This window comes from Bacillus sp. SRB_8, assembly GCF_003264205.1.
Taxonomy (GTDB): Bacteria; Bacillota; Bacilli; order Bacillales; family Bacillaceae_G; genus Bacillus_A; species Bacillus_A mycoides.
In genome coordinates, this window is sequence record NZ_NADT01000063.1 from 18,729 (window position 1) to 41,942 (window position 23,214).

20 protein-coding genes, 1 pseudogene and 1 riboswitch are annotated in these 23,214 nt (G+C 36.6%); of the genes and pseudogenes, 16 read left to right on the top strand and 5 right to left on the bottom strand.

The features are described from left to right. Positions 1-15: 15 nt before the first annotated feature. From ligA to pruA, 4 genes are all read left to right on the top strand, one after another. The gene (gene ligA / locus B5P40_RS29540) at positions 16-2,025 is read left to right on the top strand and encodes an NAD-dependent DNA ligase LigA (protein ID WP_002010032.1); all 2,010 of its coding nucleotides are present in this window, start codon (positions 16-18) and stop codon (positions 2,023-2,025) included. A gap of 16 nt (positions 2,026-2,041) precedes the next feature. Next, a complete protein-coding gene (locus B5P40_RS29545; protein WP_113710378.1) occupies positions 2,042-3,238 on the top strand; it encodes a CamS family sex pheromone protein in 1,197 nt (398 codons plus the stop codon). 94 nt (positions 3,239-3,332) lie between these two features. Continuing rightward, on the top strand, positions 3,333-4,103 hold the full coding sequence (locus B5P40_RS29550) for a TSUP family transporter (protein WP_002191771.1): 771 nt from the start codon (positions 3,333-3,335) through the stop codon (positions 4,101-4,103). Between the two features lie 153 nt (positions 4,104-4,256). Continuing rightward, positions 4,257-5,804, top strand: a complete 1,548-nt coding sequence (pruA, locus tag B5P40_RS29555) for an L-glutamate gamma-semialdehyde dehydrogenase (protein WP_002029484.1) — start codon at positions 4,257-4,259, stop codon at positions 5,802-5,804. 312 nt (positions 5,805-6,116) lie between these two features. On the opposite strand, the gene B5P40_RS29560 is transcribed toward pruA, so the two are convergent. Further along, positions 6,117-6,662, bottom strand: a complete 546-nt coding sequence (locus B5P40_RS29560) for a cysteine hydrolase family protein (protein WP_061676182.1) — start codon at positions 6,660-6,662, stop codon at positions 6,117-6,119. 241 nt (positions 6,663-6,903) lie between these two features. Next, positions 6,904-7,008, top strand: a riboswitch (SAM riboswitch). A gap of 126 nt (positions 7,009-7,134) precedes the next feature. Here B5P40_RS29560 and B5P40_RS29565 point away from each other — a divergent pair. From B5P40_RS29565 to B5P40_RS29575, 3 genes are read left to right on the top strand one after another with little or no spacing between them, the layout of a single operon-like run. Next, positions 7,135-8,154: a methionine ABC transporter ATP-binding protein gene (locus tag B5P40_RS29565; protein ID WP_002029486.1), complete on the top strand. Its 1,020-nt coding sequence runs from the start codon at positions 7,135-7,137 to the stop codon at positions 8,152-8,154. Further along, a complete protein-coding gene (locus B5P40_RS29570; RefSeq protein ID WP_113710379.1) occupies positions 8,144-8,809 on the top strand; it encodes a methionine ABC transporter permease in 666 nt (221 codons plus the stop codon). The genes B5P40_RS29565 and B5P40_RS29570 overlap by 11 nt, the downstream gene beginning before the upstream one ends. A gap of 21 nt (positions 8,810-8,830) precedes the next feature. After that, positions 8,831-9,685 carry a MetQ/NlpA family ABC transporter substrate-binding protein gene (locus B5P40_RS29575; protein ID WP_002029488.1) on the top strand — a complete coding sequence of 285 codons (855 nt, stop codon included), beginning with the start codon at positions 8,831-8,833 and terminating at the stop codon, positions 9,683-9,685. Positions 9,686-9,852: 167 nt separating this feature from the next. Here B5P40_RS29575 and B5P40_RS29580 read toward each other — a convergent pair. The 4 genes and pseudogenes from B5P40_RS29580 to B5P40_RS29595 form a co-directional block, all read right to left on the bottom strand. Continuing rightward, a pseudogene (locus tag B5P40_RS29580) lies at positions 9,853-10,357 on the bottom strand (HXXEE domain-containing protein). A gap of 63 nt (positions 10,358-10,420) precedes the next feature. Continuing rightward, positions 10,421-10,612 (bottom strand): DUF3926 domain-containing protein, encoded by a 192-nt coding sequence (locus B5P40_RS29585; protein ID WP_002091335.1) that lies wholly within the window; start codon positions 10,610-10,612, stop codon positions 10,421-10,423. Next, a complete protein-coding gene (locus B5P40_RS29590; protein WP_181462971.1) occupies positions 10,605-11,786 on the bottom strand; it encodes an ArsA family ATPase in 1,182 nt (393 codons plus the stop codon). Before B5P40_RS29590 ends, B5P40_RS29585 begins: the two co-directional genes overlap by 8 nt. A gap of 76 nt (positions 11,787-11,862) precedes the next feature. Continuing rightward, positions 11,863-12,345, bottom strand: a complete 483-nt coding sequence (locus B5P40_RS29595) for a MarR family winged helix-turn-helix transcriptional regulator (protein ID WP_000942491.1) — start codon at positions 12,343-12,345, stop codon at positions 11,863-11,865. Between the two features lie 230 nt (positions 12,346-12,575). Here B5P40_RS29595 and B5P40_RS29600 point away from each other — a divergent pair, with 230 nt between their 5' ends. The 9 genes from B5P40_RS29600 (at position 12,576) to gabD (ending at position 23,200) form a co-directional block, all read left to right on the top strand. After that, positions 12,576-12,812, top strand: coding sequence for a YiaA/YiaB family inner membrane protein (locus B5P40_RS29600; protein WP_002029490.1), 237 nt, complete (start codon positions 12,576-12,578; stop codon positions 12,810-12,812). A gap of 141 nt (positions 12,813-12,953) precedes the next feature. Further along, on the top strand, positions 12,954-13,244 hold the full coding sequence (gatC, locus tag B5P40_RS29605; protein ID WP_000086999.1) for an Asp-tRNA(Asn)/Glu-tRNA(Gln) amidotransferase subunit GatC: 291 nt from the start codon (positions 12,954-12,956) through the stop codon (positions 13,242-13,244). 14 nt (positions 13,245-13,258) lie between these two features. Further along, on the top strand, positions 13,259-14,716 hold the full coding sequence (gatA, locus tag B5P40_RS29610) for an Asp-tRNA(Asn)/Glu-tRNA(Gln) amidotransferase subunit GatA (RefSeq protein ID WP_002010048.1): 1,458 nt from the start codon (positions 13,259-13,261) through the stop codon (positions 14,714-14,716). Positions 14,717-14,730: 14 nt separating this feature from the next. Beyond that, complete coding sequence (gene gatB / locus B5P40_RS29615; RefSeq protein ID WP_113710381.1) at positions 14,731-16,158, top strand: Asp-tRNA(Asn)/Glu-tRNA(Gln) amidotransferase subunit GatB; 1,428 nt, start codon at positions 14,731-14,733, stop codon at positions 16,156-16,158. A gap of 558 nt (positions 16,159-16,716) precedes the next feature. Continuing rightward, positions 16,717-17,622, top strand: coding sequence for a diacylglycerol kinase (locus tag B5P40_RS29620; RefSeq protein WP_002010051.1), 906 nt, complete (start codon positions 16,717-16,719; stop codon positions 17,620-17,622). A gap of 194 nt (positions 17,623-17,816) precedes the next feature. Next, entirely contained in the window at positions 17,817-18,563 is a 747-nt protein-coding gene (locus B5P40_RS29625) for an HAD family hydrolase (protein ID WP_078178030.1), read from the top strand. A gap of 154 nt (positions 18,564-18,717) precedes the next feature. After that, positions 18,718-20,082, top strand: a complete 1,365-nt coding sequence (gabT, locus tag B5P40_RS29630) for a 4-aminobutyrate--2-oxoglutarate transaminase (protein WP_181462972.1) — start codon at positions 18,718-18,720, stop codon at positions 20,080-20,082. Positions 20,083-20,388: 306 nt separating this feature from the next. After that, positions 20,389-21,756 carry a sigma-54 interaction domain-containing protein gene (locus B5P40_RS29635; RefSeq protein WP_002167042.1) on the top strand — a complete coding sequence of 456 codons (1,368 nt, stop codon included), beginning with the start codon at positions 20,389-20,391 and terminating at the stop codon, positions 21,754-21,756. After that, the gene (gene gabD / locus B5P40_RS29640) at positions 21,749-23,200 is read left to right on the top strand and encodes an NADP-dependent succinate-semialdehyde dehydrogenase (protein ID WP_002091321.1); all 1,452 of its coding nucleotides are present in this window, start codon (positions 21,749-21,751) and stop codon (positions 23,198-23,200) included. The genes B5P40_RS29635 and gabD overlap by 8 nt, the downstream gene beginning before the upstream one ends. The last annotated feature ends 14 nt before the right edge of the window (positions 23,201-23,214 follow it).

The window sequence follows — 23,214 nt, forward strand, 5'->3', positions numbered from 1 at the left end:
GAAAGGACTGAGGATATGTCAAAAGAGATAGCCAAAAAACGTATAGAAGAACTGCGTGATTTGTTAAATACATTTAACTATCAATATCACGTATTAGACAATCCTTCTGTTTCTGATGCGGAATATGACCGTGATATGCAGGAGCTTATAAAATTAGAAGCAGAGAACCCAGAGTTTATGAGTGAAGACTCTCCCTCCATTCGCGTTGGGGGGACTGTTCTTGATATATTTGAAAAGGTAACGCATAAATCACCAATGTTAAGTTTAGGAAACGCGTTTAATGAAGGAGATTTGCGTGATTTTGATCGAAGAGTACATCAGGGAATTGATGATGCGAATGTAAGATATATATGCGAATTAAAAATTGACGGACTTGCTGTTTCACTTCATTATGAAAAAGGACGCTTCATTCAAGGAGCAACACGTGGTGATGGTATAACGGGTGAAGATATTACCCAAAACTTAAAAACGATTAAAGCTATCCCGCTGCGTTTAAATGAAGAAGTAACGTTAGAAGCACGAGGCGAGGCTTATATGCCGAAGCGTTCATTCGTTAAATTAAATGAAGAAAAAGAGCAAAATGGTGAAGATGTATTTGCGAATCCACGTAATGCGGCAGCAGGATCGATACGCCAACTTGATCCGAAAATTGCAGCGAAGCGTAACTTATCTATGTTTGTGTATGGTCTTGCTAATGTAGAAGAAAAAACAATTCCATCCCACAGTGAATCACTGGATTTCTTAGGTGAGCTTGGATTTAAGACGAATCCAAATCGTCGTACATGTGAAACAATTGAAGACGTAATAGCCTATGTAGAAGAGTGGCAAGAAAAACGCCCGCATCTTGATTATGAGATTGACGGAATCGTTATAAAAGTAGACGATGTTGCTATTCAAGAAAGCTTAGGAACTACAGCAAAGAGTCCAAGATGGGCAATAGCTTATAAATTCCCAGCTGAAGAAGTTGTGACGAGATTAACAGGGATTGAATTAAGTGTCGGCCGCACAGGAGTTGTAACACCAACTGCAGAGCTCGAGCCAGTTAGAGTGGCTGGTACTATCGTTCGTCGTGCTTCTTTACATAACGAAGATTTAATTCGTGAAAAGGATATTCGAATTGGTGACTACGTTGTTGTGAAAAAGGCTGGAGATATCATTCCTGAAGTTGTGAACGTTATTTTTGATAAGCGTACTGGTGAGGAAGAAGAATATCATATGCCAACGCATTGTCCAGCATGTGAGAGTGAACTTGTTCGTTTAGAAGAAGAAGTAGCACTTCGATGTATAAATCCGACTTGCCCAGCTCAAATTCGTGAAGGATTAATCCATTTCGTTTCAAGAAATGCAATGAATATTGATGGACTTGGAGAACGTGTAATTACACAACTCTTTGATGCGGATTATATTCGTACGTTTGCTGATTTATATTCATTGACGAAAGAGCAATTATTAGAACTAGAACGTTTCGGTGAAAAATCAGCAACAAATTTAGTCCAAGCAATTGAGAATTCTAAGGAAAACTCATTAGAGCGATTATTATTCGGTCTTGGTATTCGTCATGTCGGTGCGAAAGCGGCACGTACATTTGCTGAGCATTTCGAAACGATGGATGAGCTTGTGAAAGCGACGGAAGAAGAATTAAAAACAATTAATGAGATTGGTGAAAAAATGGCTCAATCCGTTGTAACGTATTTCGATAATGAAGACGTATTAGAGCTATTACAACAATTTAAAGAGTATGGCGTGAACATGGCATACAAAGGTATAAAAATTGCTGATTTACAAAATGTTGAATCGTACTTCGCAGGAAAAACTGTCGTCTTAACAGGGAAATTAGAAGTTATGGGCCGCAGTGAAGCGAAGAAGAAAATTGAGGCATTAGGTGGAAAAGTAACAGGAAGTGTTAGTAAAAGTACGGATTTACTTGTTGCTGGTGAAGCTGCTGGTTCGAAATTAGCGCAAGCAGAGAAGCACAATGTTGAAGTTTGGAATGAAGAGAGGTTCTTACAAGAGCTGAATAAGTAAGAGGTGCAAACTTACGATGAAAAAAATAGCGTTAGCGGTATTAAGTCTTAGCCTACTTGTAAGTGGGTGTAGTATGGGTTCTAATAAAGATGAAAAAGCAGTTGAGAAATCGGGGAAAGCGAAAGAACAAGCAGTTATCCCGAAATACTCCATTTCGGATGAATATTATAAGACAACGGTTCAATTTGATCCAGGTAAGGCACGTGGTTTAGTTGTACAAGGTTTAAATAGTCGTCTAGATGTAGATGAATTTGAAACAGGATTAATGCGCATTGCCAAAGAATCATTTAGTACGAAAGATTATTTCTTTAAAGGCGGAAAGGTTCTAGAGGCTCAAAATATACAAATGCTTGTAAAAAGGAAGCGTACAGATGCTGAACAAAAAGAGCTAGAGGATAAGTTGAAAAAAGATGCAGTTAAATTTCCGAATATCGGACTGAATCCAGCCTTAAGTGAAGGTTCGGAGTCACTAGAAGTGAAAAATAAAAAACATCCAATGTATATCTCAAATATTTTAGAGCATGATTACTACGTACAAAAAGGTGGGAACGATGCTGAACCTGATGGCATTGTAATTGGATTAGCGATGAATTCTGTTCAATATTATGAGGAAGAGCATGGGTATCCACGTGAGGCTGCAATCCCAAATGAAAAAATGTTAGCTGAAGGGAAAAAAATGGCCCAAGAAATCTTGAAATTCATGCATCAAAAAGACGCTGCGACAAAAAATATTCCGATAACATTTGCAATTTATCGTCAAAGTCCAAAGTCTTCACTTGTGCCAGGGAATTTTGTTTCTTATGCTAAGGTAGAAAAAGGTAGTGAAACGGTTGAGGATTGGAAACCAATCAATGAGAAATATTATTTGTTCCCGTCTGAACAAGCAAAAGCGGATAATAAACGTGAAGACCTTGCAAGGGTGTCAAACTTTAAAGCGAAGTTAAGTGAGTATTTCCAAGGCGATTATACAGCTGTTATCGGTACTGGAATGTATAGAGATGATGAATTAAAAGAAATGAAGCTCGATATTCCTGTCCAATTCAATGGGAAAGCTGAAGTAATTGGTTTTACACAATATGTAGCTGGACTTGTTATGGAATACTTCCCGAATTATATGAAAGTACAAGTAACAATTAAATCTGTAGAACGTCCAGAAGCAATTATTATACGTGAAGCGAAGCAAGATGAACCATTTGTGAAAATTTTAGATTAAAGATGAGAGCTGTTCCATAAAGGAACAGCTTTTTTTCTTGAAAAATTTTGTTATAATTTTAAATGTTACAAATAAAGGGGTAAGGGGCAAAGTCATGGAAGAACTAAGCTTTCAAGTCATTATTTTATTAATTGCATTCGGGTTTTTAGCTGCTTTTATTGATTCGGTTGTTGGAGGGGGAGGATTAATTTCGCTTCCTGCACTTATGTTTGTTGGTTTATCACCAGCTTCGGCAATCGCAACGAATAAATTAGCTGCAACGATGGGGACGCTTACGAGCACAATTTATTTTATTCGATCAGGTAAGGTGAATTTTCGGATTGTAGGAAAGTTAATCCCGTTAACTATTATTGGAGCAGTCGCAGGGGCTTTAGTAGTAAAGTTTATTCCGCCTGATATTTTGCGTCCACTAGTGCTCGTGATGTTGGTTTTTATTGCCATTTATATTATTGCGAAAAAAGATTGGGGAAGTGCATCTACCTATAAAAAGATGACAAAAGGGAAAACATTAATATTTTTCTTTGTTATTTTAATGATAGGGTTTTATGATGGATTTTTTGGACCAGGGACAGGATCCTTTTTAATTTTTGCATTTTTATTAATTGGTTTGGATTTTATTCAAGCGGCAGCATCTGGAAAACTTTTGAACTTCGTTAGTAATATCGTATCTTTAATTACTTTTTTATTTTTAGATGTGATTCATTTTGAATACGGTATAATTATGGGCTTATCAATGATTTTAGGTGCTTATTTTGGATCGAAGTTTGCGGTTCAAAAAGGTGTTGGATATGTAAGGACTTTATTTTTATTAGTTACTATTTTATTAATCGGGAAAAATGTTTTGGAATATACTCATATTTTGTAGATTCATACGTATGTATGAATCTCTTTTTTTTATTATATTTTAAAAATTTATTAATTTTTAAAATATAAGTCTAGGAATATTTGAATAAATCTAAATTATCGTGTAGAATAATGTTGTAAAATGTAAACGTTTTTCTAAGGGGAGGCTAAAAAGATGGTAGTAGCATACAAACATGAGCCATTTACAGATTTTTCAGTAGAGGCTAACAAATTAGCGTTTGAAGAGGGTTTAAAGAAAGTAGAATCTTATCTTGGACAAGACTATCCATTAATTATCGGGGGAGAAAAAATCACTACAGAAGACAAAATTGTTTCTGTAAACCCTGCAAATAAAGAGGAACTTGTTGGTCGTGTTTCAAAAGCAAGCCGTGAATTAGCTGAAAAAGCAATGCAAGTAGCGGATGCAACATTCCAAACTTGGAGAAAGTCAAAACCAGAAATGCGTGCAGATATTTTATTCCGTGCTGCAGCAATCGTTCGTCGTAGAAAACATGAGTTCTCTGCTATTCTTGTAAAAGAAGCAGGTAAACCATGGAATGAGGCAGATGCTGATACAGCAGAAGCAATCGACTTTATGGAATATTATGCTCGTCAAATGTTGAAATTAAAAGACGGTATTCCAGTAGAAAGTCGTCCAATTGAATATAATCGTTTCTCTTACATTCCATTAGGAGTAGGTGTTATCATTTCTCCTTGGAACTTCCCATTCGCAATTATGGCAGGTATGACAACAGCTGCTGTAGTTTCTGGTAACACAGTATTACTAAAACCAGCTAGTACAACTCCTGTAGTAGCAGCGAAATTTATGGAAGTATTAGAAGAAGCTGGTTTACCAGCTGGCGTAGTAAACTTCGTTCCAGGTAATGGCTCTGAAGTTGGTGACTACTTAGTAGATCACCCTCGTACACGTTTCGTTAGCTTTACTGGATCTCGCGATGTAGGTATTCGTATTTACGAACGTGCAGCAAAAGTAAACCCGGGACAAATTTGGTTAAAACGTGTTATCGCTGAAATGGGCGGTAAAGATACAATCGTTGTTGATAAAGAGGCAGATCTTGAATTAGCAGCTAAATCTATCGTTGCATCAGCATTCGGATTCTCAGGACAAAAATGTTCTGCATGTTCTCGTGCAGTAATCCATGAAGATGTATACGATCATGTATTAAATCGTGCTGTTGAATTAACAAAAGAATTAACAGTAGGTAACCCAGATGCAAAAGATATTAACATGGGACCTGTTAATGACCAAGCTGCATTCGATAAAGTAATGAGCTATGTTGCAATTGGTAAAGAAGAAGGTAAAATCGTATCAGGTGGCGAAGGAGACGATTCTAAAGGCTGGTTCATCCAACCAACAATCGTTGCTGACGTTGCAGAAGATGCTCGTTTAATGAAAGAAGAAATCTTTGGACCAGTAGTAGCATTCTGTAAAGCAAAAGACTTTGATCATGCACTTGCAATTGCAAATAATACAGAATACGGTTTAACAGGAGCAGTTCTTTCTAACAACCGTGACCATATTGAAAAAGCACGTGAAGACTTCCACGTTGGTAACTTATACTTCAACCGTGGATGTACTGGTGCAATCGTAGGTTACCAACCATTCGGTGGCTTTAACATGTCTGGTACAGACTCTAAAGCTGGTGGCCCTGACTACTTAGCACTTCACATGCAAGCAAAAACTACTTCTGAAACTTTATAAGAAATAGTAGAAAAGATCTTCACAGACTGTGAAGATCTTTTCTTTTTGAGAAACTCTCTATAATAGAAGCTAGTTAATTTCAATCAAGAAAAGGTTGCCAAATATTACTATTTGTTCTTTTGAATTAGTTAAACCCTATTAATATCGGGATAAACATGAAAATAGAAACAAAACAGCGAGAAAAATTGACTTATTAGTCATATTTTTTAGTATTCATTTTGAGGATTTCCTGTATAATACAATTTGAAAGAAAATCTATGGTTAGACAAGAGAACACTCCTTTCGGCTTTGCTAACTGAAAGGAGTGTTTTTTTAGGTCGCTAAAAACTCTTCTGTACTCATTATATTTGCGTATACTCCATTTAAACTCGCCAAAATTGTATTATGAATATAAACAGCTGGTATAGTAGCATTCTTAAATGAAAGATCTTTTGTAGCACAAGCATCGTGTATTACGGTACAGTGAAGGCCAAAATCAAAAGCAGCTCTTACTGTAGCATCAATACACATATGGGTCATCATCCCGCATATTACGACGTGCTCAACTCCTGAACGTTGTAATTGTTCTAGAAGATCAGTTTCTCGGAAGCTATTTGGATAATGTTTAAGGATCACGGTTTCCTCTCTAAGTGGACGGACATTTTCGTGAATATGGACACCTTCTGTATTGGGTAGGAAAAAAGTAGCGCTATCTTTTATAGCTACATGTTGGATATGAAAAATAGGTTCGTTTCTTATTCTAAAATGTTGTAGTAGCTGACTAGCATATTCACTTGCTTCTACTGGATTACGTAATTCCATCATTCCGCTTGGAAAATAATCATTTTGAATGTCGACGAGCAAAAGAGCTGTTTTCATATATCTATCTTCCTCCGATTTCATATTCAAATAATGTTATTCAATGAGTAGGGAAGATTCTCCTTTTTAAAAGTATGAGTGAGAAGGATTTTACATAACTTTAAAAATCACTATTGTATTGTTACTTCTTATTTTAAAATTCAAATAGAGAAATAATTAATATTTTTCCGAAAAATGTATTGACTCTCATTATTCTGAGTTCTATAATAAGACTTAATTAAACGACAATTAAATCGATACACTCTTATCCAGAGAGGTGGAGGGACTGGCCCTACGATACCTCAGCAACGGGTTTTTTAATACCGTGCTAACTCCAGCAAGCCTATAAAGGCTTGGAAGATGAGAAGATGTGAATGAGTACATATAAAAGTGCTCTCCTTCTTATCTTTTATTACTGATAAGAAGGAGAGCACTTTTTATTTTACCTCGAAAGCTCTACTTCAAGTTTTTACAGCATATAGGAGGGAAGAAAATGATTTCTTTTAACAATGTAAGTAAAGTATATGAATCAGGTGGGCAATCTGTTCATGCGGTTGAGGATGTAACGCTGTCAGTTGAAAAGGGCGAAATTTTTGGCATTATCGGATTTAGTGGTGCTGGAAAGAGTACGTTATTACGTTTAGTAAATATGTTAGAAAGACCAACTGCAGGAACAATTTCAATAGATGATAAAGATATTACATCATTATCGGCGAAAGAATTACGGAAACTAAGACAAAGAATTGGGATGATTTTCCAAAGTTTTAATCTATTTAATTCAAGAACGGTGTTTGGGAACATTGCTTATCCATTAAGGTTAGCGAAATTGCCGAAGAATGAGATAAAAGAAAGAGTGAATGAACTACTAAAATTTGTTGGTTTAGAAGATAAAGCGAACTATTATCCAGAACAGTTATCAGGTGGACAAAAGCAGCGTGTTGGGATTGCAAGAGCACTTGCGACATCACCGGATATTCTCATATGTGATGAGGCAACATCAGCTTTAGATCCGGAAACAACAACAGAAATCTTAAATTTATTAAAGAAAGTAAATAGAGAGTACAATTTAACGATCCTACTTATTACACATGAAATGCACGTTGTGAAAGAAATTTGTCACCGTGTAGCCGTTATGGAAAAAGGAAAAGTAATTGAGGAAGGAAAACTGTTTGACGTTTTCACACAACCAAAAACAAAGACCACTCAAAATTTTGTACGCTCTGTTATTAATGATCACTTACCAGAAAGTGTTCTAGCGAAAATTCAAAACGGAGGTCAGATTTATCGCCTGACTTTTACTGGGGAAGAGACAGGACAGCCTGTACTATCATATATTGCGAAAAACTATAACGTCGATGTAAATGTTCTTTATGGAAATATTATTGAACTCCAAAATGTGCTATTTGGAAATCTTCTTGTAGAACTACAAGGTGAACAGAAAGAAATTCAAAAAGCATTACAACATCTAAGACTGCAAGTGCAGCTGAAGGAGGTAGAAGCTCATGCGAGTTGATTGGAGTGTATTTTGGCCTCGCATATTAGATGCGACGGGGGATACCCTCTTAATGGTAATTGTAACCCTTATATTCGCTACAATTCTTGGTATACCTCTAGGTTTACTATTGTATGTAACGAGAAAAGGGAATTTTTTAGAAAATAAATGGGTCTTTTCTATTCTTAATATCATAATTAATACAATTCGTCCGGTTCCATTCATTATCTTTTTAGTAGCTTTAAGCCCACTAACAAGAAGTGTTATTGGAACGACGATTGGAACGGCTGCAGCAATCTTCCCAATGACGTTAGTTGCATCAATTGGTATTGCTAGAATGGTTGAAACCAATCTTGTTTCTGTTCCGAAAGGAGTAATTGAAGCAGCACAAGCAATGGGCGCTTCACCACTTAGAATTGTTTTTGAAATCCTCGTACCAGAAGCTTTAGCACCATTGATCCTAGGTGTCACGTTTATGACGGTCGGTTTAATTGAATTTTCTGCAGTCGCAGGACTTGTCGGTGGTGGCGGTCTTGGTGACTTAGCAATGACATATGGTTATCAACGCTTTGATACGTCAGTTATGTTTGTAACGGTCGTTTTACTTATTATTCTTGTACAGGTGGCTCAAAATTTAGGGAACTACTTTGCGAAAGTCTTTTTACGCAGATCATAAAAAGGAAGAGGGGAAAAGAAAATGAAGAAAATTTTAGCATTTGCATTATCAGCGATCGTAGGAATTACAGCATTAAGCGGCTGCTCAGGTGGAGACACAGGTGCAGGAGCGAAAGAGAAAGTAGTTCGCGTCGGTGTAACTGGAACAGATGGAGACGTTTGGGAAATTTTAAAGAAAAAAGCTGAAAAAGAAGGGATTAAAATTAAACTGGTTGAGTTCTCTGATTACACAACACCCAACAAAGCGTTAGCTGATGGAGATATTGAACTAAACTCATTCCAGCACATTGCTTTCTTAGAGCAATTTAAAAAGGAGCATAAGTTAGATATTACAGCTGTTGGTACAACGCAAATTGCACCGATGGGCTTATACTCTGAAAAATATAAGAAAGCAAATGAAATCCCAGATGGTTCGGAAATTGCTATTCCGAATGATCCAACGAACCAAGCACGTGCATTAAAACTTCTTGATGCAGCTGGCTTATTAAAGCTTAAGAAAGATTTTGGTCTATTTGGGGATCCAAGCGGTATCGCTGAAAATCCGAAGAAGCTAAAAGTTACACCGGTTATCGCACAGCAAACACCTCGTGTGTTAAAAGATGTAGCGGCTTCAGTTATTAATAACGGTGTTGCTGGTCAAGCTGGATTAGACCCAGCGAAGGATCCAATTTTCTTAGAAGATCCAAATAATGAAAATGCAAAGGCTTATATTAATATTTTCGCAGCTCGTACGAAAGATAAAAATGATCCAACACTGAAAAAAGTAATTGAGTTATACCATTCAAAAGAAGTAACAGATGCAATTAAGAAAGAAACAAATGATGGTTCAATTTCAGTAGATCTTTCACTTGATGAGCTTGAAAAAATCGTAAAATAATTATTGAGTTTAACGACTAACAGTAGGAATCCCTCCGCTGTTAGCTCGTTCAACATATAATCTACTTAACAAACAAAACCCTAATTCTGTACCTTCTAATTTTGTATAACATAGAATCCAATGTTTGTTAAGTAGAGTGATGGACCAGGAGTTTTCCTGGTCTTTTTTTAATTAAAGCAGCTGGCTAATAATAAGGAAATCCAAATTATGATTGGGTAAGAGATTAAACTAAAAATGAGTGTACTTGCTAATTTCTTTTTAGGGATTAATAGTTTCTTTGATGAAAATAAGAAAAGAGAAAATAAGAAAATAGAAAATAGAAAATAGGATAATGATAGATGCTGAGATTACTCCTGGATTATAAGAACGATAAATGAAATACAAGATAATATGCTGAACGGCGTTAAAGAAGATACAGCCCTGTATAAAAATGATCAAATAAATAGAAGATATGATGCTTAATTGATATAGAATGACTATGAGTAAGACGAAGGTTGTTAATATGGAAATTGCAATGAAAAATTGTTTGTTAGTTATAAAATGGATCGAAAATCGATTAGCGATATATTGTGGCATTTGGAAAGCTTCTTCAAGGTTATGAAAAAAGAATAGAAGGGGGATTAGCCAGATTGTATTAGTGGTGAAATGTCTTGTTGAAGATGTTTTTATCAACTTATATCAGCTCCAATAAAGGGATAGAAAGCCTATAAGAAAAGGCTTTCTACAAGGGTATAGTTATTCAATTATGATGCTTTTTAAATTACTCTCAGGTTGCGGTTGTTCTTCAGCATAGGAGGAGAGCTCCTCTTGCAAAATATTTAGTGCGTGCTTAGCTGATTGCTGAATCGGATTCGGTAGCTCTTCTAATATACGCATACCGATTTTTATTTTTGTACGAATTACCTTTCTTAGTAATTCATCATGCATGTACTACACCTCCAAACCGAATGTTTAGTACATCATCTTCAAACTTAGCTCCTTGAATAGAAAGGTGTGTTAATGTTTTTGGTAAGGTGATATTTCGCTTCATAGAGCCGGCTCGAATAATAAGTTCATCACCTTTTTGATTTAATGAAAGTTCACTTTTGTTTGAGAAGGGAATGGACAGAACGAAAATATACTCATCGCCATCTTTTTTTACATATTGTGTGCGGCCATTAAATTTCACTTCAGTAGGAGAAGGGTCTGATTTAAATAAAGCATTTCCTACACGCTCTAACATAGCTAAACCAACAACTTCTTGTTCAAACATGGGAGCTTCGTAAATAGGAAGTGGCTGAAAACTATCTTTAATTAACGCCTTATATTTCTTTTGTGTATCTTTCCATGCCTGAAAGTAAGGGTCGGTAACAGTGTTAGGGATGACGCGGTTAATCATAATGGCATCTACGTTATAATCGTATAAGTTTAAATAAGTAAAACTACGCTGAGCTTCTTTAATGACCATTTTTTCAGGATTTACAACAACGCGAATACTCGTTACTTTTCGGTTTGATAAAATATCTCTCATTTCTCCGAGCTGTTCAAGCGTATTCGTTAATTCGTCCATAATATCATCAGTTGGAAGGGGGACACCAAGAAGTGGTTGAGCTACAGGACGAACAACTTTTAAAATCTTCTTTTTAATAGGAAAGAGTTTTTCCATCCACCAGCCGAGCATGTCTGGAAAGCTAAGCATTGCTAAAGTTTCTCCAGTCGGTGCGCAATCAATAATGATGACGTCGTAAGTGTTGTGTTTATAGTAATCGAGTACTCGAAGTAAGCTAATTAAATCTTCCATACCAGGGAACATCGTTAATTCTTCTGTTGTAATATCATCAGCTGCTTTTGAAGTGAAGAGTAGTGTAATATATTTCTGCAATTTCCCCCAGCCTTTTTCCATTTCATAAATAGTGTTAATTTCTTGTGCCCACAAGTTTTCGCGAATTTCTAGTGGCTCAGAAGATAGTTTTATGCCAAATGAATCCCCTAAACTATGAGCAGGATCTGTACTCATTACTAATGTTTTTAATCCTTGTTTTGCACTTTGGATTGCTGTTGCTGCTGAAATGCTAGTTTTTCCTACGCCGCCTTTACCTGTATACAGAATAATTCTCATCATTAATATCCCCTTTGTTTCGAATGTCGAATATTACGAGTGTCGAAATATTTAATTGAATAAAAACCCAACTAGGGTCTTATTCAATCGGAATGTTTTTCATTTTAGGTGTAGAAACCTTTTCTTCTGTTTTTTGCTGTGACGTAGCAATGTGATTCATGATCTTTTGGAATATTTGTAGTAAGAATGCTTTTTCTTCTTCTGACAATGCATCTGTCACTAGGCTAAAGTAATGGGCCGCATTTTGTTTTACTTCTTGAACGAGCATTACGCCGTTTTCTGTTAAACGAATTAATACAATGCGTCGATCGCTTTCATTCCGGTAGCGTTCAATATATCCCTTTTTTACAAGGCGATTTACAACGCCCGTTGTTGTACTCATCGGTATATCAAGAAGATCAGCAATTTTTGTCATTGTAATATCCGTATTTCGCTCCATCCAAAGTAAACAAAATACTTCTGTCTTGGAAAGTGTTAAATCAAGGCTTACCCATTCTTCTGGATAGAAAAGTTTCTTGGCGTTATCTAGCAGTAAGTCTAAAAAATGTTCATATTGTAACAATTATTTCCACTCCCGTATATTTCGAGGTTCGTAATATTTGTTTTTATTTTATGTGGAATTGAAATAAATGTCAATATTTTTAACTGTTTTTTCAGATTAGAAAGAAAATTATCTTCAAAATAGAAATTTTTTGTGATAGATTAATAAATAGAAAAATGATTTTACATAAAAACACATTGTGATAAATATATTTATCTATAATAGGTGTACAGCTAACGAGGGGGAGAACGATGAGAAGACGAAATACGCAAGCGTTCACGTTTTTAGCATGGACTTCATTTGTTTGTGCGCTTTCAGGAATGCTAATTGGGATTTATACGCTAGATGAAACGCTTAGTGTAAAAGGATACTATTTAATCGGAACATTATTTCTAACGATGTCTTGTTTTGTATTACAAAAAACAATTCGTGATAATGAAGAAGATAACGAGAGATTTCCGAAAAATAAATCGTTAGATAAAGAGTAAATTGTAAAGAAAGGCATTTGCCTTTCTTTTTTTATGTAAAAATACCGTAAGTGCCGTGTGTTGACTTGCTTGAAGTACTGAAAATTTGGTATCATCAATAGTATTGTAGATTGAACGATATATTATGGAGGTGGCCTAGCCGTGTCAAGAATTTCCGTTGAGAATGTAAAGCACGTAGCACATTTAGCACGTCTTGCAATTACTGATCAAGAAGCAGAAAAATTTCAAAAACAACTAGATGCAATTGTTACATTTGCAGAACAGTTAAATGAATTAGATACAACTGATGTAAAACCAACAACTCATGTATTAACTATGAAAAATGTTATGCGTGAAGATGTGCCAGAAAAAGGTTTACCAGTAGAAGAAGTATTAAAAAATGCACCGGATCACAAAGATAATCAAATCCGTGTTCCAGCAGTATTAGAATAGAGGAGGGAATTTCGATGTCATTATTTGATCATTCTGTATCAGAGTTACATAAGAAGTTAAACAACAAAGAAATTTCCGTTACGGATTTAGTAGAAGAATCTTACAAACGTATTTCGGATGTTGAAGATAACGTAAAAGCTTTTCTTACATTAGATGAAGAAAATGCACGCGCGAAAGCGAAAGAATTAGATGCAAAGATTGGTGCTGAGGATAATGGTTTATTATTCGGTATGCCAATTGGTGTAAAAGATAACATTGTAACTAACGGTCTTCGTACAACTTGTGCGAGCAAAATATTAGCAAACTTCGATCCAATTTACGATGCGACAGTTGTACAAAAGCTAAAAGCTGCTGACACAGTTACAATCGGTAAATTAAATATGGACGAGTTCGCAATGGGTTCTTCAAATGAAAACTCAGGCTTCTACGCTACAAAAAATCCATGGAACTTAGATTACGTTCCAGGCGGATCTAGTGGTGGTTCTGCAGCAGCAGTAGCAGCAGGAGAAGTATTATTCTCTCTAGGTTCTGATACGGGTGGTTCTATCCGTCAGCCAGCTGCATATTGCGGCGTTGTAGGTTTAAAACCAACTTACGGACGCGTATCTCGTTACGGATTAGTAGCATTCGCATCTTCACTTGACCAAATCGGACCGATTACACGTACAGTAGAAGACAATGCATACTTATTACAAGCTATTTCAGGTATTGACCGTATGGATGCAACTTCTGCAAACGTTGAAGTAGGAAACTACTTAGCTGGTTTAACAGGCGATGTTAAAGGTTTACGTATTGCTGTACCGAAAGAATACTTAGGCGAAGGTGTTGGCGAAGAAGCTCGTGAGTCAGTACTAGCTGCTTTAAAAGTGTTAGAAGGTATGGGCGCAACTTGGGAGGAAGTATCTCTTCCGCACTCTAAATACGCTCTAGCAACGTATTACTTATTATCTTCTTCTGAAGCATCTGCGAACCTTTCACGCTTTGATGGCGTACGTTACGGTGTTCGTTCTGATAATGTAAATAACTTATTAGATCTTTACAAAAATACACGTAGCGAAGGTTTCGGTGATGAAGTAAAACGTCGTATTATGCTTGGTACATTTGCTCTTAGCTCTGGTTACTATGATGCATATTACAAAAAAGCACAACAAGTACGTACATTAATTAAAAATGACTTTGAAAATGTATTTGCTAACTACGATGTTATTATTGGACCAACAACGCCAACTCCAGCATTTAAAGTGGGCGAAAAAGTGGACGATCCAATGACAATGTATGCAAATGACATTTTAACAATTCCAGTAAACTTAGCGGGTGTTCCAGCGATTTCTGTTCCATGTGGATTCGGTGCTAACAACATGCCACTTGGTCTACAAATCATTGGTAAACACTTCGATGAAACGACGATTTACCGCGTTGCACATGCGTTTGAGCAAGCAACAGACTATCATACAAAAAAAGCAAGTCTGTAAGGAGGCGAGCATAGATGAATTTAGAAACAATTATTGGTTTAGAGGTTCACGTTGAGTTAAAAACAAATTCGAAAATTTTCTCTGCGAGTCCAACAGAATTCGGAGCGGAGCCAAATACACAAACAAGTGTAATTGACTTAGGATACCCAGGGGTACTTCCTACTTTAAATAAGGAAGCAGTTAACTTTGCAATGAAAGCTGCAATGGCATTAAACTGTGAAATCGCAACGGAAACGAAGTTCGACCGTAAAAACTATTTCTACCCAGATAATCCGAAAGCTTACCAAATCTCTCAATTTGATAAGCCAATTGGTGAAAATGGTTGGATTGAAATCGAAGTAGACGGTAAAAAGAAACGTATCGGTATTACACGTCTTCATTTAGAAGAAGATGCTGGTAAATCAACGCATGCAGCTGACGGTTCATTAGTAGACTACAACCGTCAAGGTATGCCTTTAATCGAGATCGTATCTGAGCCAGATATGCGTACTCCAGAAGAAGCATATGCGTACTTAGAGAAGTTAAAATCAATCATTCAATATACAGGTGTATCTGATTGTAAGATGGAAGAAGGTTCTCTTCGTTGTGATGCGAATATTTCACTTCGTCCAGTTGGACAAGAGAAGTTCGGTACAAAAGCAGAACTGAAAAACTTAAACTCTTTCACTTACGTGCAAAAAGGTCTTGAGCATGAGCAAGTGCGCCAAGAAAAAGAATTATTATCTGGTGGTATCATCCAACAAGAAACACGTCGTTATGACGAAGCAACGAAGAAAACAATCTTAATGCGTATAAAAGAAGGATCTGACGATTACCGTTACTTCCCAGAGCCAGACTTAGTTGAACTTTACATCGACGATGAGTGGAAAGAAGAAATTCGTGCTTCTATTCCAGAACTTCCAGATGCACGTAAAGCTCGCTATGTTGAAGAAGTTGGCTTACCAGCTTATGATGCGCATGTATTGACATTAACGAAAGAGATGTCTGATTTCTTTGAAGCAACAGTTGCAGACGGTGCTGATGCGAAATTAACATCAAACTGGTTAATGGGTGAAGTACTTGCATACTTAAACAAACAACAAAAAGAATTAAAAGACGTTGCATTAACGCCAGCTGGCTTAGCTAAAATGGTTCAATTAATTGAAAAAGGTACAATTTCTTCTAAAATCGCGAAGAAAGTATTTAGTGAATTAATTGAAAAAGGTGGAGACCCAGAAGAAATCGTTAAAGCGAAAGGTCTGGTTCAAATTTCTGACGAAGGAACACTTCGTAAGGTTGTAACAGAAATTCTTGATAATAATGAGCAATCTATTGAAGACTTTAAAAACGGTAAAGACCGTGCAATTGGCTTCTTAGTTGGTCAAATTATGAAAGCTACAAAAGGACAAGCAAATCCACCGCTTGTTAATAAAATCTTACTTGAAGAGATTAATAAGCGCTAAAAAAAGAGAAGAATTCTTATTTTTGAACGCTAAAATAGTATAGATTCTTAAAGATTAAACAGAAAAAACACCCGTATTTGGGTGTTTTTTCTGAGTTAATCAAACGTTTGTTTAAATGGTGAAAAATAATTTAAACAAACGTTTGATTAACTGTCAAAAGTGAAAAAATGTTTGTATAGCAACTATGGTATGATAGTTGCAAAAAGGTGGGAATAATGATAAATCTAGACATAGAGAGTTTTTCATCTCATGAAATAATAGATAATTATTATTCATTATATGTAAATTGATGTGAGAGAATGGATAGACATAAAGTGAAACTTTAATCAGTGGGAGTTTTACTGCCTGCAAATAGCGGGATAAATTTCTTGGTTAAATAAAGCAAAACTATCAGGAGTGAATAGTTACTTTTGATGAGCTACACGAATCGGGTTCTTACTGCCTGTTTGAGCGGAATTAAAGAAGGATAGGAAGATGAGAGGAGGTAAGCATAGGGATACTGAATAAGGGTTCGGTGTATTCGTTTTTCAATGAATAAGGAATTTCCTGTGCTAATAAATGATGAAGCGAGCAAGAATTATTTATAATCCTACTTCTGGGCGCGAGCTATTTAAGAAGAGCTTACCAGAAGTATTACAAAAATTAGAACAAGCTGGATATGAAGCGTCTTGTCATGCGACAACTGGTCCTGGAGATGCGACTGTGGCAGCGAGGCAAGCTGCGGATCGTAAGTTTGATGTTGTTATCGCAGCTGGTGGTGATGGTACGTTAAATGAAGTAGTGAACGGTTTAGTAGGACATGAGCATCGTCCAAAGTTTGGAATTATTCCAGTTGGAACGACAAATGATTTTGCGCGTGCGATCGGTGTACCTCGTGTTATTGAAGAGGCTGCGGATATTATTTGTGAAGGAACAACGGTACCGTTAGATCTTGGTAGAGCAAATGATACATATTTCATTAATATCGCTGGTGGCGGCCGTATTACAGAATTAACATATGAAGTACCAAGCAAGCTAAAAACGGTATTAGGCCAACTTGCTTACTATTTAAAAGGAATCGAAATGTTACCATCATTACATCCAACATATGTTGAAATTGAGTATGATGGGAAGTTGCTACAAGAAGAAATTACGATGTTTTTAATTACGAATACTCGTTCAGTTGGTGGATTCGAAAAAGTAGCACCATATGCATCTATTAACGATGGATTATTTGATTTATTAGTACTGAAAAAAGGTTCTATCGCTGATTTAATTAAAGCAGCAACACAAGCGCAGCGTGGGGAACATATTAACAATCCGAAAGTACTATATACACAAGCGAATCGTATTAAAGTGCATTCACCTGATAAATTAATGATCAACTTAGATGGTGAATATGGCGGAGATGCACCAATGGAATTTGAAAATATATATCATTGTCTGGAACTATTTGTTCCTGAACATCAAGAGGATGCCCTGTAAAGGCATCTTTTTTTTGCTTTCACCTCACTATTTGCGAGCAATAAGATTCCCCCACTGATTAAAGTTTCTCTATGTGCAGATGAATTGTAAATTGTAAGTTAGTTTGATTTTTATGGTATTTTTACAATCCGTTTATTTTATATCCATATTTTATTGATACACTGGAAGAGATAAGAAATGAGAGGTAGGGTGCTATGGAGAAGGTAAAAGCAATATTATTTGATAAAGATGGGACATTAATGGATTTTCATTCAATTTGGATAAAAGTAGCTGAAGAGCTTGTTGCAGAATGTATAAATTTATATCAATTACCAGAATCAATGCAGCAGGCTTTATTAAAAGAGATTGGCGTAGATGGAGCATTTGTTCATCCGCGTAGTGCGCTCGCTGCTGGAACGAGTCTTGATGTGGCCAAGGGGCTTTGTAAGTATATTGCATCATCTAGAGAAGAAGAGATGCATCAATGGGTGAGTGAAAAGTTGTTTGCTCTTATGTACGAGCATCGTTCCTATATGAAAATGACTGCGGATTTACCGAGAATTTTACAAGGTTTAAAGGATAAAGGATTTATTTTAGGTGTTGTTACAGCTGATGATTTCGCACCGACAGAATTATTTTTAAAACAGTATCAATTAGAGTCTTTTTTTGATTATGTTGTAGCTTCAGATACGTTTCCAGCACAGAAGCCAGATAAAAAAATTGTAGAATCGTTTTGTGAGAGATTTAATTTAGAGACATGTGAAGTAGCAGTCATCGGGGATACACCGACGGATTTATATTTAGCGAAAAATGGTGGCGACTGTTATGCGATTGGCGTACTATCTGGTACGGGTGATCGTCAAACGCTAGAACCACTTGCAGATTTAGTATTACAATCTGTTGAAGATTTAATTTCTCATTCAGGTGAGTTTATTTGGGAACAAGGAAAGTCTAATGTATAAATGAATAAGTCTATAAGGACTCTATATGAGTCTTTATAGACTTATTTTTTATGCCGAGATAGTAAGAGAATGGGATGAATACTAGAAAGAGGAAGTTGGCATACATCTTGCAATATAAAGAGAAAACATTGTATAGAAAAGGATGGGGTACACAGTGAACACAAAAAAATTTGCTAAAGTAAATGAACAAATTCCAGGACCGAAAGCAGCGTCTTTATTAGAACGCCGCCAAAATATAGTACCAAAAGGAGTAAGTAATGGTATTCCAACATTTGTACAGTCTGCAAATGGTGCACTCGTAACAGATGTGGATGGAAATCAGTACATTGATTTCGCAGGAGCAATTGGGACAATTAATGTAGGACACTGTCATCCAGCTGTTAAAGAAGCGCTTCATAAACAAGTAGATCAATATATTCATACTGGATTTAATGTGATGATGTATGAGCCGTATATTAAATTGGCAGAAAAGCTGGCCGCATTAGCGCCAGGTAATTTCGATAAACAAGTGCTGTTTTTAAATAGTGGGGCAGAAGCGGTTGAAAATGCAGTGAAGATTGCTCGTAAATATACGAAGAGACCTGGAATTATCGCATTTTCTAAAGGATTTCATGGGCGTACATTAATGACAATGACGATGACAAGTAAAGTAAAACCATATAAATTTGGATTTGGCCCATTTGCTCCAGAAGTATATAAAGCGCCATTCCCATATGAATACCGTCGCCCAGAAGGTTTAACAGAAGAGCAGTATGATGACTTTATCATTGAAGAGTTCAAGAACTTCTTCATATCAGAAGTAGCACCAGAAACAATTGCAGCAGTTGTAATGGAACCTGTTCAAGGGGAAGGCGGATTTATCGTTCCAAGTAAGAAATTCGTTCAAGAAGTACGCAGCATTTGTTCAGAGCACGGTATTTTATTTGTAGCTGATGAAATTCAAACAGGCTTTAGTCGTACCGGAAAATACTTTGCAATTGATCATTATGATGTCGTTCCAGACTTAATTACGGTATCTAAATCATTAGGTGCTGGTGTACCGATAAGTGGTGTCATTGGGCGTAAAGAAATTATGAATGAGTCTGCACCGGGAGAACTGGGCGGAACATATGCAGGAAGCCCACTAGGATGTGCGGCTGCATTAGCTGTGCTTGATGTAATAGAAAAAGAGAAATTAAATGATAGAGCGATAGAAGTAGGGAAAGTCGTAATGAACCGATTCCAAGAGATGAAAAACAAATATAATTGCATCGGTGATGTGCGCGGCTTAGGGGCAATGTGTGCATTCGAGCTCGTTCAAGATCGCAAGAAGAAAGCGCCTGATAAAACACTAGCGTCTAATTTATGTGCAGAAGCAAATAAGCATGGATTACTTCTACTATCAGCAGGAACATATGGAAATGTTATTCGTGTTTTAATGCCATTAGTGATTACAGATGAGCAACTTGAGGAAGGTTTAACAATAATTGAAGAATCATTGCAAGCTTGTTATGAGCAAGCAAATATCGCTCGTGTTTAAAGAATTGGGATAACTTAAAAAAGGGCATAAAGCTTTTCTTTTTAGGCGGAAGAGAGCATCTGGTCATATATAGAATCGATCAGCCCCTTTTCCTGCCCCATGCCAAGCTAAAACAAAGTGAGGGTGTGGTTGCGATGGCATTCTGTATTTTTCAAGGCAGCGAATTATGTGTTGAAAAATATAAATAGATTTGTATAAATAACAAATTGAAAACATTCTAGCTTACTCTATATAAAATGCAGAAAATTCACTTTATAATAAAGGTAGTGAAGTGAATCGATGGATTTAAAGTAAGGGGTGGCTAGGATGGTTGCAGAAAAGGAACGAGTGTTGATGGATTTACAAGATGTATTTGAATATGCATTTGACGAAATTTTTGTTACGGATGATAAAGGAATCGTTGTACGTGTAAATAGCATGTGTGAAAGACATTACCAGCTCTCTGCTAAGGAATTAGTAGGAAAGCATGTAAAAGAACTACAAAAAGAAGGGATTTTTTATCCGTCTGCAACGTTAGAAGTAATTGAAAAGAAAAGGCCAGTTGAACTTGTTCAAACAACGAAATCAGGAGAGTATTTGCATGTTCGTACAAGGCCTGTTTTTGATGATGAGGGAAATTTAAGAAGAGTGATTAGTTATTCTCGTGATCTTACAGAACTCTATCAATTACGTCAAAAGGTAGAGGAAATGGATAATCAGTTAAAAACATATAAAAAAGAATTAAGAGAAACATATGAACACGAAGGACTTATTTTTAAAAGTATCGCTATGCAAAAAATAATCGAAACAATAAAAAAAGTATCAGTAGTAGATAGTACTGTTCTCGTATTAGGTGAGACTGGAGTGGGGAAAAGCCGATTAGTACGCCATTTGCATGAAGTGAGTCACCGGAAGAATGAAAGTTTCTATGAAATTAATTGTGCGGCATTGCCGACGAATTTAATCGAATCTGAGCTTTTTGGATATTCAGGTGGGTCTTTTACAGGTGCAAATCGTGAAGGGAAAAAGGGGCTATTAGAATCAGCGCATAAAGGAACCCTTTTCTTAGATGAAATTGGTGAAATGCCGCTTGAAATTCAAGCGAAGCTTTTGCAAGTATTGCAAGAAAAAACGTTTCGTCCTATAGGCGGAAGAGAATTAAAAAAGGTGGACGTTAGAATTGTAGCGGCAACAAATAGAGATTTAAGTACGATGGTGAAACAAGGAACATTCCGGAAAGATTTATACTATCGTCTGAATGTCATTCCAATTTCAATTCCACCACTTCGGGAGAGAACAGAAGACATTTTGCCGCTCATCTATCATTATTTACAGCATTTTAATAAAAAGTACGGACGGGATGTAAAGTTAGCTCCTAGTACGTTACAAATGTTTGTAGGGTACCCTTGGGAAGGAAATAATAGAGAGATTGAAAATGTAATTGAACGAATTGTTATCACTGCAGATGATTTTGTAATGGTAGAAGATTTGCCACTATCTATGCAAGAGGCCACAGTTGAACAATCCGGACAAAGTCTTTATAGAATGCTGGAAGAGGTAGAGAGAAATATTATTCTTAAAGCGTATAAAACGTATGGATCAAGTTATAAAGTGGCTGAGTTTTTACAAATAAGTCAATCTGCTGCTACTAGGAAGATTAAGAAGTTCATAGAGGAGGAAGAAAACATTGGATAAAAAAGCGACGTTCGTAAACTTAGAGAAAAAAGCGATGTATATAAATGGTGAGTGGATTACACTGCAAGAACAAATCGAAGTGAATAATCCAGCGACAAAGGAAGTATTTGCAACTGTACCAAAGGGCGGGATTACAGAGGCAAAGCAAGCAGTTGATGCTGCACATGAGGCTTTTAAATTATGGTCAAAATTAACGGCAGCGGATCGCGCAGTAAAGTTAAAAAAATGGTTCACGCTCATTGATGAAAATAAAGAAGAAATTGCAGCAATCATGACGAGAGAGCAAGGGAAGCCGTTTGCAGAAGCACTTGGTGAAGTGAATTATGCAAATAGTTTTGTTGAATGGTACGCAGAAGAAGGAAAGCGAATATACGGTGAAATGATTCCTGCTTCTCATCCGAATAAGCGTATTTTAGTTATGAAGCAACCAGTTGGGGTTATGGCAGCTATTACGCCTTGGAATTTCCCGGCTGCTATGATTACGAGAAAGGTAGCTCCAGCACTTGCAGCAGGCTGTACGGCAGTTGTGAAACCAGCGAGTCAAACGCCATTAACTGCATTGAAGTTAGTTGAATTAGCACATGAAGCAGATATTCCAAAAGGTGTAATAAATATTGTAACAGGTAGTGCAAAAGCAATTGCTGATACGTGGATGGAAGATGAGCGCGTTCGAAAAGTTTCCTTTACAGGATCAACTGAAATTGGAAAAGAATTAATGGCTAGCGCTGCGCAAACGATGAAAAAGGTTTCGCTTGAATTAGGTGGTCACGCTCCATTTATTGTTATGAATGATGCTGATTTAGATAAGGCGGTAGAAGCGGTAATTGGTTCGAAATTCCGTAACGCAGGACAAACGTGTATATGTACAAACCGCATCTTTGTTCAAGAAGAAGTGTATGAAGAATTTGCAGGGAAGTTCACAACAGCTGTAGAGCAGCTTAAAGTCGGAGATGGATTCGGCGAAGGAACAACTGTAGGTCCACTTATTGATGCGAATGCAGTTTCGAAAGTACAAGAACATATTGAAGATGCAATTCAAAAGGGCGGAGAAGTTTTATACGGTGGCCATAAATTTGCAGAGTTAGATGGTTATTTCATTCAGCCAACAGTAATTGGCTTGGCAAATGACACGATGCTTTGTATGAATGAAGAAACATTTGGACCGGTTGCACCAGTTGCGAAATTTAAAACAGTTGAAGAAGTAATCGAACGAGCAAATAATACACCATATGGCTTGGCTGCTTATATTTTCACAAAAGATATTAGCCAAGCATTCCAAATTAGTGAAGCGTTAGAGTACGGAATTATCGGCTTAAACGATGGCCTTCCATCAGTTGCACAAGCACCATTTGGAGGCTTTAAAGAAAGTGGTATCGGCCGTGAAGGAGGCCATTTCGGTATCGAGGAATATTTAGAAATTAAATATATTTCGTTAGGACTATAAGTAGTATACTAGAA

What these genes read in the sequence shown, in the direction of transcription:
- B5P40_RS29565 (WP_002029486.1), top strand. Translation starts at nt 7,135, where the DNA reads ATGATTTCTTTTAACAATGTAAGTAAAGTATATGAATCAGGTGGGCAA.
- B5P40_RS29545 (WP_113710378.1), top strand. Translation starts at nt 2,042, where the DNA reads ATGAAAAAAATAGCGTTAGCGGTATTAAGTCTTAGCCTACTTGTAAGT.
- B5P40_RS29585 (WP_002091335.1), bottom strand. Translation starts at nt 10,612, where the DNA reads ATGCATGATGAATTACTAAGAAAGGTAATTCGTACAAAAATAAAAATC.
- B5P40_RS29560 (WP_061676182.1), bottom strand. Translation starts at nt 6,662, where the DNA reads ATGAAAACAGCTCTTTTGCTCGTCGACATTCAAAATGATTATTTTCCA.
- pruA (WP_002029484.1), top strand. Translation starts at nt 4,257, where the DNA reads ATGGTAGTAGCATACAAACATGAGCCATTTACAGATTTTTCAGTAGAG.
- B5P40_RS29550 (WP_002191771.1), top strand. Translation starts at nt 3,333, where the DNA reads ATGGAAGAACTAAGCTTTCAAGTCATTATTTTATTAATTGCATTCGGG.
- gatA (WP_002010048.1), top strand. Translation starts at nt 13,259, where the DNA reads ATGTCATTATTTGATCATTCTGTATCAGAGTTACATAAGAAGTTAAAC.
- B5P40_RS29600 (WP_002029490.1), top strand. Translation starts at nt 12,576, where the DNA reads ATGAGAAGACGAAATACGCAAGCGTTCACGTTTTTAGCATGGACTTCA.
- B5P40_RS29575 (WP_002029488.1), top strand. Translation starts at nt 8,831, where the DNA reads ATGAAGAAAATTTTAGCATTTGCATTATCAGCGATCGTAGGAATTACA.
- B5P40_RS29590 (WP_181462971.1), bottom strand. Translation starts at nt 11,786, where the DNA reads ATGATGAGAATTATTCTGTATACAGGTAAAGGCGGCGTAGGAAAAACT.
- gatB (WP_113710381.1), top strand. Translation starts at nt 14,731, where the DNA reads ATGAATTTAGAAACAATTATTGGTTTAGAGGTTCACGTTGAGTTAAAA.
- B5P40_RS29635 (WP_002167042.1), top strand. Translation starts at nt 20,389, where the DNA reads ATGGTTGCAGAAAAGGAACGAGTGTTGATGGATTTACAAGATGTATTT.
- B5P40_RS29625 (WP_078178030.1), top strand. Translation starts at nt 17,817, where the DNA reads ATGGAGAAGGTAAAAGCAATATTATTTGATAAAGATGGGACATTAATG.
- ligA (WP_002010032.1), top strand. Translation starts at nt 16, where the DNA reads ATGTCAAAAGAGATAGCCAAAAAACGTATAGAAGAACTGCGTGATTTG.
- B5P40_RS29570 (WP_113710379.1), top strand. Translation starts at nt 8,144, where the DNA reads ATGCGAGTTGATTGGAGTGTATTTTGGCCTCGCATATTAGATGCGACG.
- B5P40_RS29620 (WP_002010051.1), top strand. Translation starts at nt 16,717, where the DNA reads ATGATGAAGCGAGCAAGAATTATTTATAATCCTACTTCTGGGCGCGAG.